Source organism: Acinetobacter sp. CIP 64.7 (assembly GCF_000369745.1).
Lineage (GTDB): Bacteria > Pseudomonadota > Gammaproteobacteria > Pseudomonadales > Moraxellaceae > Acinetobacter > Acinetobacter fasciculus.
In genome coordinates this window covers 62,562-77,019 of record NZ_KB850178.1, presented here as the reverse complement: position 1 = coordinate 77,019, position 14,458 = coordinate 62,562, and the positions used below count along the sequence as shown (strand labels likewise).

12 protein-coding genes and 1 pseudogene are annotated in these 14,458 nt (G+C 42.7%); 2 read left to right on the top strand and 11 right to left on the bottom strand.

Translation table 11 applies throughout. The features are described from left to right. Window positions 1–94: 94 nt before the first annotated feature. The 11 genes and pseudogenes from mdh to F890_RS02485 all read right to left on the bottom strand — a co-directional run bounded on the left by mdh (window position 95) and on the right by F890_RS02485 (window position 12,167). The gene (gene mdh, locus F890_RS02530; protein WP_004281959.1) at window positions 95–1,267 is read right to left on the bottom strand and encodes an iron-dependent methanol dehydrogenase; all 1,173 of its coding nucleotides are present in this window, start codon (window positions 1,265–1,267) and stop codon (window positions 95–97) included. 255 nt (window positions 1,268–1,522) lie between these two features. Further along, complete coding sequence (locus tag F890_RS02525) at window positions 1,523–1,795, bottom strand: hypothetical protein (RefSeq protein ID WP_005100766.1); 273 nt, start codon at window positions 1,793–1,795, stop codon at window positions 1,523–1,525. Next, window positions 1,792–3,351 (bottom strand): PepSY-associated TM helix domain-containing protein, encoded by a 1,560-nt coding sequence (locus tag F890_RS02520; protein WP_005100761.1) that lies wholly within the window; start codon window positions 3,349–3,351, stop codon window positions 1,792–1,794. The genes F890_RS02525 and F890_RS02520 overlap by 4 nt, the downstream gene beginning before the upstream one ends. A gap of 3 nt (window positions 3,352–3,354) precedes the next feature. Beyond that, window positions 3,355–3,636 (bottom strand): hypothetical protein, encoded by a 282-nt coding sequence (locus tag F890_RS02515; protein WP_004281957.1) that lies wholly within the window; start codon window positions 3,634–3,636, stop codon window positions 3,355–3,357. A gap of 42 nt (window positions 3,637–3,678) precedes the next feature. After that, window positions 3,679–4,290, bottom strand: a complete 612-nt coding sequence (locus F890_RS02510) for a DUF4198 domain-containing protein (protein ID WP_005093768.1) — start codon at window positions 4,288–4,290, stop codon at window positions 3,679–3,681. A gap of 71 nt (window positions 4,291–4,361) precedes the next feature. After that, window positions 4,362–6,518, bottom strand: a complete 2,157-nt coding sequence (locus F890_RS02505) for a TonB-dependent siderophore receptor (RefSeq protein WP_004281955.1) — start codon at window positions 6,516–6,518, stop codon at window positions 4,362–4,364. 305 nt (window positions 6,519–6,823) lie between these two features. Next, window positions 6,824–7,234, bottom strand: a pseudogene (locus tag F890_RS17905) (IS481 family transposase); the annotation flags it as partial. 103 nt (window positions 7,235–7,337) lie between these two features. Continuing rightward, window positions 7,338–8,438, bottom strand: coding sequence for an ABC transporter permease (locus tag F890_RS02500; RefSeq protein WP_005265648.1), 1,101 nt, complete (start codon window positions 8,436–8,438; stop codon window positions 7,338–7,340). Next, window positions 8,435–9,565 carry an ABC transporter permease gene (locus tag F890_RS02495; protein ID WP_005100756.1) on the bottom strand — a complete coding sequence of 377 codons (1,131 nt, stop codon included), beginning with the start codon at window positions 9,563–9,565 and terminating at the stop codon, window positions 8,435–8,437. Before F890_RS02495 ends, F890_RS02500 begins: the two co-directional genes overlap by 4 nt. Then, complete coding sequence (locus tag F890_RS02490; protein WP_005265647.1) at window positions 9,565–10,695, bottom strand: HlyD family secretion protein; 1,131 nt, start codon at window positions 10,693–10,695, stop codon at window positions 9,565–9,567. The genes F890_RS02495 and F890_RS02490 overlap by 1 nt, the downstream gene beginning before the upstream one ends. Window positions 10,696–10,706: 11 nt before the next feature. Beyond that, window positions 10,707–12,167, bottom strand: coding sequence for a TolC family protein (locus F890_RS02485; RefSeq protein WP_005100750.1), 1,461 nt, complete (start codon window positions 12,165–12,167; stop codon window positions 10,707–10,709). A gap of 232 nt (window positions 12,168–12,399) precedes the next feature. Here F890_RS02485 and F890_RS02480 point away from each other — a divergent pair, with 232 nt between their 5' ends. Then, complete coding sequence (locus F890_RS02480; RefSeq protein ID WP_005264376.1) at window positions 12,400–13,269, top strand: IS982 family transposase; 870 nt, start codon at window positions 12,400–12,402, stop codon at window positions 13,267–13,269. A 147-nt stretch (window positions 13,270–13,416) separates the two neighbouring features. Next, window positions 13,417–14,406: a biotin synthase BioB gene (bioB, locus tag F890_RS02475; protein WP_004733127.1), complete on the top strand. Its 990-nt coding sequence runs from the start codon at window positions 13,417–13,419 to the stop codon at window positions 14,404–14,406. Window positions 14,407–14,458: the final 52 nt, after the last annotated feature.

The following is a 14,458-nucleotide window of genomic DNA, read 5'->3' as shown; positions in this document are numbered from 1 at the left end:
GCATGTCTGCTCTTGGCACACTTCCTCAGGAAGTGAAACAGGGGCTGTTAAAAATGTAAGTCAGATGCTTGGAGAGAAGACTTAAATTGAGGCACTACATCGCCGCTTTAAAAATATCTACCACTTGGGCATGGCTGGCTTTACGTGGATTGGTCAGCATGCAGGCATCTTTTTGTGCATTTTCCGCCATGATGGCCAAGTCAGCTTCTTTTACATTCAATTCCGTCAGCCCAGATGGAATACCAATTGAAGCCGAAAGCTGACGAATGGCGCCAATCGCTTCATAAGCTGCTTCAGTTACGGTTAAGCCTTCTGTATTCACCCCCATCAATTGGGCAATTTTGGCATAACGTTCAGGACAAGCAATCAGGTTAAATTCACAAACATGGGGGAGCAAAATTGCATTACAAACACCATGCGGCAAGTTGTAGAAGCCTCCGAGCTGATGTGCCATCGCATGCACATATCCTAAAGAGGCGTTATTAAAGGCCATTCCGGCAAGATATTGAGCATAGCTCATGGCATCCCGTGCTTCTAGATTATCCCCATTCGCCACTGCGGGACTGAGCCATTCACTGATCATGGTGATCGCCTTTTCTGCGCAGGCATCAGTGATGGGATTAGCAGCCGTAGATACATAGGCCTCAACCGCATGTGTCAGAGCATCCATCCCTGTTGCCGCAGTCAGGCCGGCAGGTTTGGCCAACATCAGTTTAGGGTCATCAATTGCAATGAGTGGTGTGCAACGCCAATCTACAATCGCCATTTTCACATGGGTATCGGTATTGGTAATGATACAGAAACGTGTCATCTCCGAAGCCGTCCCTGCCGTGGTATTGATTGCAATCAGTGGTGTCATCGGAACGGTACTTTTATCAATCCCTTCATAATCACGGATATGTCCGCCACCTGCAGTGACCAGACCGATGCCTTTGGCACAGTCATGTGATGAGCCCCCACCTAACGATACAATAAAATCACAGGCATTTTCATTATAAGCTTCAACTCCATGATGCACGTTAATATCAGTTGGATTGGGTTCCGCACCTGGGAAAATATAACTGTCAACACCTGCCTCTTTCAAATAATCTGCAATATCATCTGCAACACCAAATTTAAACAGGCCAGCATCAGTTACAATCAGTGCTTTCTTGGCGCCTAAATTTTGTGCTTTGATCCCGATTTCTTTAGCACAGCCCGGACCAAAAAGTGAAACACAGGGAATATAAAAACCGTTAGTTTGATCTGAAATATTTTTAAAAGCCATGGTGTTATTCCTTCTACCATTCATTGATTATTTTATCGGTGACCCTCACCGTAATATAAGTATTGAATTAAGTTAAAAAGAATCCTACCTACCAAATACCTACCAATTTAAATTTTTGATTCTAGCCAAAATAATGCATTTGAGGTATTTAAAAGCAGATTGGCAAGGTTTAGCAGATACTGGGTAGATTGGTTTAATAAAGGGCGTGTGAATAGCACACTAGGCTGTTTGCTACTTTCTGATTTTAAATAAATACTAAAATGCTTTATTCATTTTTAAGATAAAGATAAACAGTACAGGGCTTAGAAATACCCATAGAGACACAAAGCTAATACTGGAGCTAAACTGGGTACGTAATAAAAACATCGCGACGAATAAGAAAATACCTGCAGCGAATTTAGTGTACGTAGGAAAATCCGCTAAAAAAGCGTAATGAGATTTTCGGGTTTTTAGGATCTGCTTTTCACTTACCACATAAAAACCAAAACAGCTCAGCCAAAGCAGACCGATCACTGCAATCCATATCATATTGATGATTCCTGTTGAGTGATTTTTAATTTAGCCTGAATTTTATTGACCGCTTTTTGCTGAATGGGCGTAATTTTTTGGTGTAAAAATAGAGCAAAAAGGGCCAAGGTCCATAACATTAGCTCAATACGCAAAAAAGGCCAATAAGTCGCAAAAGAATCAACATATTGCTGGGAAACTAAATAATAAATATCAATCAGGGGAATTATAAAGGCAGCACAAATCAGAAGTTTAAGCTGCATTCTCCATATATCTTGCTGTGGGGTTACACATGCCAGGATAAAACTGCCAAGCCAGATAGAGAAAAAACTATAAATTTCATAATTTGGTGCACCTACAGGAATACTGATAAAACGATTCGCATAGAGATATCCCAGCATGGCAAGCGGCAAGCCAATAATTATGGTGATATTCAAGCGGTTCACTAAATAGTGTCCGAGATGAAACCGCACTGATTTTTTCTGCATCTGGCGTTTCAGGCTCCACAGCAGCAATCCGGATGCAATCATTGCGCAGCCTAATATGCCGGAGAAAAATAACCCTAAACGTAAAACAGGTTCGGCAAAACGTGCCATATGTAAACCATACATGCTGGCATTTAGTGTGGCAATTGCACTTTCATTTCGTGTATTTTCAAGCAATTTTCCGGTAGCAGCATTTAAAATAAGCTGTGCCTGATTTCGTGTAATGGAATGATCTTTGAGCTGAGTTAAGGTTATGTGTGCCAGCTGGGTATTGGGCTGCTTGACCGTGATATTGTCAAATTCCGCATATCCCCAGTGTTGCTGTGCCGTGGTGATAAAATGTTGAATTGGCAGCATCTGGGTTTTCACAGGAACTGAGTGGGTGGCTGATGTATTGATTGTGCGAATTTCTTCAAAATATTGAAAGGGATTGTCTGGATAAAGTTTTTTCATACCGGAAGGCAGCACGATATAAAAGAAAATCGCCAACCCGGTAAATGTCATGGTCAAAAAGAACGGCAGGGCAATCACTGAACTGACATTATGAAAATCCAGATAAGAGCGCTGTCCTTTAAAGGCTCTTAGGGTAAAAAAGTCTGTCAGGATTTTTTTATGGGTAATGATTCCTGAAATCAGAGTCAATAACATGATAAAGGCAGCAATCGTCACAATCAGCCGACCAATGGTGTAGGGCATACCATAGAGCTGAAAATGAAAATTATAGAAAAAATCTCCCCCTTGTGTGGCTGAAAGCTGTAATTCTTTTCCTGTCGAAGCATTCAGGGTTTTGACTTCATAGCCACCATCCGCTTTTTGCCAGTAGACTTTATTCACCGGTGAGTCTTGATTGGCGACTCCGATATACCAGTTTTGGGCGTCCGGTGCATGCTGCTGTAAATAGCTGTAAGCAGATTTTAAGGCAGTTTCCTGATTGACTTGCATTGTGGCAAATTCAGGCTGCATCCATAGACTGATTTCATGTCGGTAATAGGTGACCGCGCCTGTTAAAAAGATCGCAAAGAGTAACCAGCCAAAGCTTAAACCCAGCCATGAATGTAAACATGCCATGGATTGACGGACAGATTTATGCATGGTTTAACCTATGAAGCGGGAGAAGAGAAATAAAATAAGTAAAGGAATCAGGCTATAGATAGAAAGCTTTTTTAAACTTTGGATACAGAAGATTCCAATCACAAAACAAACATAAAAAATCAGGGCAGTAAATGCAGCCAAATAGACAGACTCAGCTTTAGGCAGAAAAGCCTGTAGAAAGTAAGCCAGATCGAGTGCGATTAAATAACTGCACAAGTAGCCAATGCCAAAGGTCATGCCTAAGCGATAGAGAATGGCAAGTGGCTGCACTACAACAGACATCATATTTGGCCTTGAATAAATCTATACTGATGAAAATCTAAAAACTTAATAAACAAAACTTAAAGTCGTTACCAGATACTGTTTTTTATAGGCCTGCTGATTCAATTTTCCTGCCTTGTCTGCTTCTTTGCCAACTTCAATGACATATTGACCTTTCCATGGCGTGGCGATCGTAATCTGGCCTTGGCCGTTGGTGGTGTATTTTTTTAGCCAGAATTGCGGGGAAAAGACTGTGACTTCAACATCCGCAGCAGCTTTACCCTGATACAGTACCGTAAATGTATTGCTGTTGATCTGGGTCGGGACAATATCTAGTTCTGACTCTGCTTTCAAGTTTTGTCTGCCGGATTTGGCATGATAGCTCAACAATGATTCTCCATAGATCAATTCATGACTGAGCTGGACATCTGTCTGGCCTTGGGTCGCATAAAGCAAATGATCTTGTTGCATTTGAGGACTAAAGCTTTTTCTAGACTGAACGGCCTTTGCTTGATTAAAAGACTTCAAGGCACCTTGCTGCGTTTCTTTAAGCTGTTCACTATATTCACCAAAGAACGCATGAGTCTGCTTATCTGTATCACGTTCCAGCCAAAGCATATGCGCCTGAGCTGAAAGTGTCATAGACAGTCCGAGGGTCAGAGCGATCATTTTTTTCATTTGTTTTACCTGTTTTTGTGTATGTAGTGATGATTTAGCCCTGAACATGTCGTCAAGGCTAAGTTTGAAAATCAGTATTTAAATTTCACAGCAACGCTGTAATTTGCTGGTGCACCATAAAAACCTTGCTGATTCGGGAAATTGAACAGATATTTTTCATTGGTCAGGTTATTACCATTGGCTTGCAAGGTCATATGCTCATTCAGCTCATAGCTGGCCATTAAGTTCACGAGCGCATAAGCATCCTGCTCAATGATTCCAGCTTTCTGGGTAATCACTCCATTGGCGGTTGCTTCAGGCACATCTAGATAGGTCTGATCTTGCCACTGCACACCAAGGCCCAGTTTCAGTTTTGGAAGTTGCGGCACCTGATAGGTAGTTAAAAGATTAAAAGACTGGGTTGGATTGAAGGTACGCGCATCACCGCCATTGATCAGATCTTTCAGGCTAAACTGGGTATAACCAAAGCTTAAGTTAAAATGGTCGGTCAGTTGTCCCGCCAAGCCAAACTCGTAGCCTTGGGAACGCAGGTCACTGACCTGAGTTGTGCGTAAAGTCGGAATACCATCAGAATCACGAAGCGGATAATTACTTTGCTCCGTTCTGAACACAGCCATGGTGGCGGTAAGCTTGTCATCTAGCCAAGAACCTTTGACTCCGACTTCATAGCTTTCACCTTCGATCGGTTTGTTAATGCTGCCATCATCTGCTCTGGTGGTTTGCGGACGGAAAATCGAGGTATAACTCAGATAGCCTGTATATTCAGGGCTAAAGTTATAGGTCAGACCGGCATAGGGTAAAACTTTATCTTCATCATAAATGGTGTCGGTCCCATAACTGCTACCACTGCTTTCAGCCTGAACATAGTTCGCACCTAAAAGCAGTTTCAGATCATCATTCAGATGCAGTCGGGTCGCAGCATAAAGGCTCTGGTTCTTCTGCCGGATATGCATTTCACCACTGGTTTTCGACATATCCCAGCTTGGTTCTTCGGGTGTAAAACTGGCTAAATCTGTGGTCAGCGGATTGACAAAGCTGCCAGCATAACCCAATTCATCCAGACGATTTTTGGCCCAGACATAGCCCAATGAGGCTTCATGGCGTTGTCCCCAAAGCGGATAGGTGCCGCTAAAACTCAGGCTGGCTTGTTGTTCTTTATTGTCATCAATATACATGCCTGGGTAGAGGAAGATGCCTGAAGTGCCATTTGCGCCAGGTTTGCCGGACAGAAACAAGAGCTTTGAATCGCGTTGTGTACGTTTTTCATCATAGGTCAGTTTGGCTGTCCAGTCGCCACCCAGTTTTTGTTCAAGCTCGGCAAAGTAACTTTTAATATTGCTATCCCAGTGCGCCCAGCTTGGACTGTAATTATAATTCCGTGAGTAACTGAGCTGCTCGCCTTCAGTATTGATCAGTGGATTAGAACCCCAATTGACACCATTCGGCTTGTGATTGGTTTCAGTATAGCCAGCAGTCAATAGAGTTGTGTCAGTAATATCTGCCTCCACAACAGCACCTATGCCGTTCTTTTCTAGTTCATAACGATCCAGATAACTGTCACCAGTCTGTTGATAACCAAATACACGGCCTCTGACTTTTCCATCCTGGGTGAGAGGAGAAGATACATCTGCTTCATAGCGCTGGGTATTCCATGAGCCGTAACTGGCATTCAAGGCTGCCTGAAGTTCCTGAGTAGGGCGTTTGCGAATCATGTTAATAGTTGCGCCGGGATCGCCAATTCCATTATTTAAGGCATTCGCGCCTTTGACCACTTCGATACGGTCAAACAAAAAACTGTCTGGATTATCATTATTATAATTATAGCCTTCGAGTGGAATACCAACGCCATCGACTAAAACATTTGAAATCTCGAAACCTCGGGCAAGGTAGGAGGTCCGTTCCGTTTCCTGATTGCTGACGATAATGCCAGGGGTATTGCGCAGTACGTCCCGGGTATTATCCAAGGCAAAGTCATCCAGTTGCTGGCGGGTAAGGACATTGACTGTTTGCGGCGTTTCCTTAAGTGGAATATTCAGTTTTGAGGCGGTTGACGAGTTTTGGATGATATAGGCTTTACTCTGTTCAGAGCTGAGCTCACTCTGTTCTGATTCCGCTGTAACGGTAATCGTCGGTAATTGCTGAGTATCATCGGCAAAACTTTGTTGTGTAACTAAAATCGAAAAACTGAGTAAAGATAGTTTAAATGATGAAGGAACGGTAGAAGACATTTTGGCTAATGTAAATGATAATAATTATCACTAATGTTATTATTTAATATATCTTAAAGCAATCTCAACATAACAGGAAATATGAATGAAAAATGGGTTAATGATAGGTAAATTTCCAAATAAAACTTTAATGTAAGGATAGGGAGCAATAAATATCACTATTAAAAAGATGTTATTACCTTACCTTTGTGCTCCTGAACGGCTTTGCTGCACTAATACCTAACACTTTGATTTTATTATATTTATTTTTTATTAAAGTTTTATAAGACCCTTAAAAATCAGTATCTTGAAAAATATTTATGCAATAAAGCCACGAAGAGATAAAGCTTATCCTGTGCTGTTTGCATCTCAGCGATGTCGATATGAAAGTAACAATTGAAGCGCTTCCTGACAGGGCGATCACCTTGTACCTTAGGCAGTCATGAAATACCATGCCGCTGCAAGCAGCGGTGTAACGACGAGCGTGTCAGATAAGGAATACTCGGCTGCAATGCATAAAGGCAATCGTCTAGCGGCAACAAAGTGCGTTTTTGAAAAGCAACAATTGCCGCCTCATCTTCAGGCGATAACACGCTTGAGCGAGGATTCTTTGGCCCGGTTGTAAGATCATCTACTGAAGTACGTTTCTTCCATTTTGCGACGGTTTTTTGATTGATGCGGTAACGCTTGGCTAGCGTTCTTAAGCTCTCTTGACTATTTTGTATTGCTCGACGCACTGTCTATGTCGTTGTGACGCTGCTGTGTAGAACTTGTCCCATAGTGCTTCCTTTCATTTCTCTAAGAATGTTGCACCATTAAAATCTGGGACTAAACATCTAGCTAGAAAGTTCCACAGTTTGAAATTAAACGTCGATAAGCCAAAAAAAAGCACAAGCTACCGATCATTCCAAGATAGAGCAGTTTAGGCAAGATCAGTGTTGTAGGCACACCCATCTGATTGAGTTGAATAAACGTCTGCACAATTTGGGTAGAGGGCAGGATTTCGCCAACGACTTGCATCCAGGTGGGCATGGCAGCATGCGGCCAGGCCGCACCAGATAAAAAGAACAGTGGAATAGAAGTGAATACAATGACATGCCCCGCACGTTCCGGCAGATCCAGAAAACTGGCGAATAGGCAGGTCATGCCAATTATCGTGTAGATAAAAACCGGAACAGCCAGTAGCATCCCGAACAGGTTGCCACCGCGCGGATAATCAAATAGCCAGAAGCTAAAACCGAATAAATAGAAACATCCCAGACAGCCAATAGTAAAGACCGCTAAACACATCCCAATCAATGCATTTGCGTTTAATTCTACTTTTCTTTCCCGATATACCAAAATCAGCATACTCAAACCCAAAAGAATGGTTTGGTGGATAATTAAAGGTGCAACCGCAGGAAAGACATAACTGCCATAGCCGGACAGTGGATTAAATAAAGGAATTTGATGTACAGAAAGGGCCGGTGAAAAATCCGAGACCTGACCAAAGCGTTCAGTATAATCTGCCAAAGTTTGCTCAACTGATGTAGCTAAGCCCAGACCAATTTGTTTGGTTACTAAAAAGTTGGCTGTGCTTAAATACAGTCCAATGCCACCTGTTTCACCATGCCTTAAGCTTTGCGATAAATTGTCCGGTAGTAACAAAATACCATCGGCTTTTTGTGACTCCACCCATTGTTTGGCTTCGGCAAAATTGCCGGTAATCGCCTCAATTTCCACATTGGGGCTTTGTGCCACCTGACCAATAATGCGGGTACTTAAGCTACTTTGTTCTTCATCGACAATAATAATCGGTAAGGCTTCAGCCTGCTGTGCCTGATAAGCGGTTGGATAAAAAAAGCTGTAAAACAAGACGGATAGAATCAGCGTGGTAAAGATCGTACCGTGACTGACAATATCTTTGAAGCTTTGTAGATAGTAAAACCAAAGGGATTTCATTGGACTGCTCCTTTGGCTATTTTTTTAAGAAACAGATAAGCCAGCAGAGCATAAACCAAAGCATAGACCAGCAGCATTAATCCAGCTTGCAGTGAAATATGCAATGGACTACCAATCACCCATTGTTCAGTTTGTAATTTGGCATAGGGCGTAAACGGAATAATATTGGCCCAAAACTGGGTGAACAGGGGCGCATTATTTAAAGGTAGGGTCACACCGGCAAAGCTCAAAGATGAACCCCCATAGACCGCAATGAGGCCGAAAGATTTACTTAAATCTTTGGTCGCCAGAACCACTGCACTGCTTAAAAATGCATAGGCGCTATATAGCAGAAATTGTGCCGATAGAATCAGGGCGAGCGAGCCGGCAACAAACCAGCCGCGAATTTCAATCAGCCAGAACATCCAGACCCAGGTCCACACACTAAAAATAGCCACATAGACCAGGTTCTTAGACAGCAATGCCATCCAGATGGATGAGTTGCTGAGCCAGCTTGTTAAGGTCTGTCGCTTCAGTTCCTGACCGACGGAAAATGCCACACAACAACACAGCAGTAAATGCAGAATTGCCGGAATGACATAGGGTTCCAGATAGAATTCATAATTCAGTTGTGGATTATACAGCGGCGATATTTTGATATGCGGCGACGGTGCTTCGAGAGAAGGCAGCCGGTTGCCCAGATATTGCTGTCCGCCAAATTCAGCGAGTGCTTGTAGGGTACTGACCAGCATGGCAGAGGAGATGGTATTCCCGATACTGAAATAACTCTGGTTAAAGGCAATACTGATGTCAGCATCCCGGGCACGAACCAGACGTTGCTCGGCACCGCTTGGAATATGGATATAACCCCAAATTTTATTTTGATTTAGCAGGCGCTCAATTTCAGCTGTTTGTTCCGACACCGTAGCAATTTTAAGAGTATGATTCAGCGCCACATGCTGATAAATGCTTTGACTCAGCGCACTCTGATCTTGATCAATAATCGCAATCGGTAAATGATCCGGTTTCCCTTGAGCAAACATGCTGCTGAATAAAATAATCACCAGTGCAGGTGCGAGCGTGACCAGACACAGATCCCATTTTTCTCGGAGCAGATAGCGCAGTTCGCGCCATATACCCGTCCACATTATCGGGTCTCTTTCAGTTTAAATAACACGCTCATCCCGACTTTGAGTTCAGGAATCACTGGTGTGGGCACAAGATGCAGCTTAAAACTGCGCACATCATAACCGCCGGTTTGACGTGTGGTCTTAATGGTGGCAAATTCACCTTCAGCACTGATCTGTCTAATTTGAAAAGTGGCGGTTTTATCTAGGGCGGGAATATAACCTTCAATACTGCTCATTTTCTGAAATGGGGCATATTGGTCTTCACGAATATTCAGGCTCACCCACATCTTGTCTTCAATCAGGCTGACCACAGGGACTGCGGTGGCTACCAGCTCCGAGACTTTGCCATAGGTTTTAGACACCGTTCCGTTTACAGGTGCTACTAATTGGGTTTCTGCCTCTAATGCATTGGCTTCATCCAGCGCAGCCTGGGCAATATCTACTTGTGCATCGGCAGAACTCTTTTGCTGCGAGGTGCTGCCACGTTTGGCACGTGCGTATTGCTGATACGCTGCTTCTGTCATTTGTGCCGCTGATTGACTGGCTGCATACAATTCATCACGGCGCTGGCGTGAAATCACACCTTCCTTAAATAAATTTGCACCACGCTCATAAGAAACTTTGGCTAAATTTTGCTGTGCTTTCAGCGATTGCCAGTTGGCATACAGGCTCGCGATATTTTCTTCTTGCGAGCCACGTTCAGCAGTCGATTGTAAGGCCAGCGCAGATTGTAAAGCCGCTGCGGCTTGCTGTTTTTTGGCCTGAATTTCCGGGCTGTTTAAGCGCACCAGCACATCGCCTTTTTTGACCCGCTGACCTTCTTCTACATAAATTTCTTCAATACGGCTTGGCACTTTGGTCGCCACCTGAACTGTTTCAGCTTCTACACGACCCTGCAATTCAAGCGGAGCCGGTTGGTAGCTTTTCCACAATCCAAAAGCGATGACTGCCAGCAGAACTGGAATCAGGGCGAGCAATAAATATTTTTTCTTTTTAGCGATTTCAGGAGCTTGTTGTTGCTCGGTCGAAGTCGTCGCGTTGTTTTCTATTTCAGTTTTAGTTTCTACCTGTTGCACAGGAGATTTTTCTGTATCGCTGGATGAAGCCGCTTCATTCACAGGATCATTGGTTTTTTGATCTTCGTTCATGTTCGGCTCCATTAGCGAATATAGTGAGTGTTGGTATGTTGAATGTAGTTGGGAAATTCTGCAATCGAGCCATGGCTTTGTAATAGGGTGGCCAGTGACATCACATATTTGTAAGCATTCAAGGCAGTTTCGGCTCGTAGTCCGCTCAGCATATTTTGTGCATCGATGACCTGTGTGGCGGTGCCCATATCTTCTTTAAAGGACAATTCTTGGATGCGTAAATTTTCCTGTGCGGCTTTCAAGTTTTGTGCCAGAAGCGCATCACTTTGCTGTGCACTGAGTGCTTCGCTATAAGATTTATAAATCAGATTTTCAATTTCCTGCTGGGTGCGTGCAGTGAGAAGTTCTGTGGCAGAGCGTTTGAGTTCGGCAGCCTGAATATTTTTGTTTTTATCGATCCCGGAAAACAGGTTATAGCGTGCGGCAATCCCGACAATCCAGTTTTCATTTTGATCCAGACTATATTCACCAAAAGCAAAAACATTCGGTTTTTTTGCCGCTTGCTGGGCTTTGACATTGGCTTGGGCCAATTGGGTATCCAGCTGCATTTTTTGAATCAACGCAGAGTTCTGACTAAAAGTTTTTAGCAGATGATTTAAGGCCTGTGGCTCGGTTTTATTGACAAATAAAGGCGTCGAAAGTTCGGTGATGCTACTTTCCTGAAGCAGATTATTCAGCTGGAACAGCGCAGCATTCAAATTGGCTTGTGTGTTTTGCTGGCTGCGTTCGGCATTATTACGTGCCACTTCAAATTGCATGCGCTGGCCTTTACTGATAAAACCTTGCTGTTCCATCTTTAAGGCGTTGCGATAATGCTGCTGCATGGCATTCAAGTTAAACAGTGCTGCTGCATGCAGTTGCTTTTGGAGCTGGACATTGAAATAACTTTGAATCAGTTCAAAACGCTGCGTATCTTGCTGCTGTTTGTTGCTGAGCTGACTACGACCTACTTGAATATTGGCGATTTCTTTGGCGCTGCTTGTCAGTCCACCGGTATAAAGCGGCATCATAACTGAAACCGTTGGGCGAATCACCTGATCATCCAGCACGACATGCGAACTATCAGGAATTAAGCCCACCCCATTTTGAATAGGTTGTCTTAAACTATTTTTTAGTGGGTCAGCCAGACCCCCTAAGTTCAGTTCATCAATTCTATTATTGACACCATCCGTTAAGGATTGCTCTAAATTATTTTTTAATGCACCCAAAGGCAGATCGAGTTCATTATGAAAGGCATACGCACGAACATTCAGGTCGACTCGTGGCAGACCTATACCTTTCACTGCTTCAGCTTCAAGTTTTGAAGCCTGCTCCAGACTTTGATAGGCTTGGCTGCTATAAGAGTTTTGCAACAACTGACGTTCAGCGTCATGAAAGCTGATGCTCTGCGCATAAGTAAAGCTGCCATACATCATCGATGCAAGCAGATTTAAACCCCAGACAAGCTGTCTTTTATTTTTCTTTAAGTTCATAAAGTCGCTAAACTGATTTAAAGCCGGTGATGTTATCCGGCTAGTATAAATCAAAGGTATGCAGATAGAACTAGTGTAAAGTTATAGTATTGTTTCTTGTACATTTGTCTATAAAAAAGGAAGCTTATGCATCCTTAATTAACCCGAATCGCGGATAAGAAATTGACTTGAAAAATAAGAGGACTAGAGCCATCAGTTGAGTTACCACACCAAACTCACAACTCTCGTCCTGATGTTCAATAGTACCGAATTATTCTGCGTAATTGATGATTTTTTTCTTAAATTTGAATCAACTTATTGGGAGTTTCTCAAACAAAACCGTGGTTCCTTAAGAATCAGAACTGCTCAACTTACAATTTCAGAAATCTGCTTTATTGCCATTTGGTACAAATGCTCTCATTTCAATAATTTCAAAGCCTTTTTCAGCTGGTTAAAAGAAGATAAAAGCCATTTATTTAAGTACTTGCCTTGCTATCAAAGGATGATTCATCTGATCAATATGCATGAATTAGCTCTACACGCTTTACATGTGGCACTGATGAAAGGCCAAGGTACACAATATTTATGGATTGATTCAACAACTCTGCCAGTTTGTAAAAATCAACGTATTCAGCATCATAAATCATTAGTCCAAATTGCATCACGTGGTAGAAGCTCAATGGGCTGGTTTTATGGCTGTAAATTACATATCGTGATGAACCAATTTGGTGAAATTAGTTGTTCTGCTTTATCGAATGGACATGTTGCTGACATAAAAATGGTTGAGCAATTGGTTGCTGGTGTAGAAGCAAAACTTTACGGGGATCGAGGTTACATCAGCCAAGAATTAAAAATTAGATTGAAACATCAAGGTATTGATTTAATTATTTATCATCGAAAGAATATGCAGGCTATTCAACTTTGTGCATCAGATGAATATCACCTAAGACAACGCAATAAAATAGAAACATTATTCAGCTTATTGAAGGGGCAATACAATTTAGTGACGAGTAAAGCACGTAGTCTTCATGGATTTCTGAGTGGAATTTACGCCTCACTATGTGCATATCAATTAACCCATCGAAATAAGCCAACAATTCAAATTAAGGAATCATCGGCTTAAGCAGGATTCGAGTTAAATAAGCTTTCAAAATAGCTTGATACACTAAAGCTATTTTAAGCAGGCAATGAATATGAAAGAAAACGCTAAAGAAAAATAAAAAAAACAGCGTATGATTTACTCAATGGAATTTTAGATGATGCAGACAAGATGATCCGTAATGATTGGTCACGTGCCGAAATACAAGAAATTTATGACTTGCCTTTAATGGATTTACTGTTTCAGGCACAGCAAATTCATCGCCAAAACTTTGAACCGAATACTGTTCAGGTCAGTACTCTGCTTTCAATTAAAACGGGCCGTTGTCCGGAAGATTGTAAATACTGTTCGCAATCTGCACATTATGATACTGATCTGGAAATTGAAAAACGCGTAGAAGTACAAAAGGCGATTGCTGAAGCCAAACAGGCCAAAGCTTCCGGTTCGACCCGTTTTTGCATGGGCGCAGCATGGCGTAACCCGCATGAACGCGATATGCCGTATGTGCTGGAATTGGTGCAGGAAGTCAAGAAACTGGGCATGGAAACCTGTATGACCCTAGGGATGCTGAATGCCTCACAGGCGGAACGTCTGAAAGATGCAGGGCTAGATTATTACAACCACAACCTTGATACCTCACGTGAATATTATGCCAATGTCATCAGTACACGTAGCTTTGATGACCGCTTAAATACGCTTGATCATGTGCGTAATGCCGGAATTAATGTCTGTAGTGGCGGTATTGTCGGCTTGGGCGAAGGCGTACAAGACCGAGTCGGTTTGTTATTTGAACTAGCGACTATGCCGATTCACCCGGGTTCGGTGCCCATAAATATGCTGGTTCCTATTGAAGGCACACCACTGGCCGATGTTGAAAAACTGGATGTGATTGACTGGATTCGTACTATTGCGGTAGCACGGATTATTATGCCGAAGAGTTATATCCGCTTGTCGGCAGGTCGTGAATCTCTCTCTGACTCTGATCAGGCACTGGCATTTATGGCTGGAGCTAACTCATTATTTTCAGGTGATAAATTGCTTACTGCCCCGAACAGTGGTGAAGGTAAAGACAAAGTCTTGTTTGCTAAATTAGGCTTAAAAGCTGAAGCTGCCAAGAAAACAGCTAAAGAATTGGCTGTAGATGCGATGCAACCTGCTTAATTAATCGTGTAACAAACAGGGATCATTTCAACTTGAATTGGTCCCTTTTTAT

Excerpts from the sequence above, each read along its gene's own strand:
- F890_RS02505 (WP_004281955.1), bottom strand. The coding sequence starts at position 6,518 with ATGTCTTCTACCGTTCCTTCATCATTTAAACTATCTTTACTCAGTTTT.
- F890_RS02480 (WP_005264376.1), top strand. The coding sequence starts at position 12,400 with ATGTTCAATAGTACCGAATTATTCTGCGTAATTGATGATTTTTTTCTT.
- F890_RS02495 (WP_005100756.1), bottom strand. The coding sequence starts at position 9,565 with ATGTGGACGGGTATATGGCGCGAACTGCGCTATCTGCTCCGAGAAAAA.
- F890_RS02490 (WP_005265647.1), bottom strand. The coding sequence starts at position 10,695 with ATGAACGAAGATCAAAAAACCAATGATCCTGTGAATGAAGCGGCTTCA.
- F890_RS02510 (WP_005093768.1), bottom strand. The coding sequence starts at position 4,290 with ATGAAAAAAATGATCGCTCTGACCCTCGGACTGTCTATGACACTTTCA.
- F890_RS02515 (WP_004281957.1), bottom strand. The coding sequence starts at position 3,636 with ATGATGTCTGTTGTAGTGCAGCCACTTGCCATTCTCTATCGCTTAGGC.
- F890_RS02485 (WP_005100750.1), bottom strand. The coding sequence starts at position 12,167 with ATGAACTTAAAGAAAAATAAAAGACAGCTTGTCTGGGGTTTAAATCTG.
- F890_RS02500 (WP_005265648.1), bottom strand. The coding sequence starts at position 8,438 with ATGAAATCCCTTTGGTTTTACTATCTACAAAGCTTCAAAGATATTGTC.
- bioB (WP_004733127.1), top strand. The coding sequence starts at position 13,417 with ATGATCCGTAATGATTGGTCACGTGCCGAAATACAAGAAATTTATGAC.
- mdh (WP_004281959.1), bottom strand. The coding sequence starts at position 1,267 with ATGGCTTTTAAAAATATTTCAGATCAAACTAACGGTTTTTATATTCCC.
- F890_RS02525 (WP_005100766.1), bottom strand. The coding sequence starts at position 1,795 with ATGATATGGATTGCAGTGATCGGTCTGCTTTGGCTGAGCTGTTTTGGT.
- F890_RS02520 (WP_005100761.1), bottom strand. The coding sequence starts at position 3,351 with ATGCATAAATCTGTCCGTCAATCCATGGCATGTTTACATTCATGGCTG.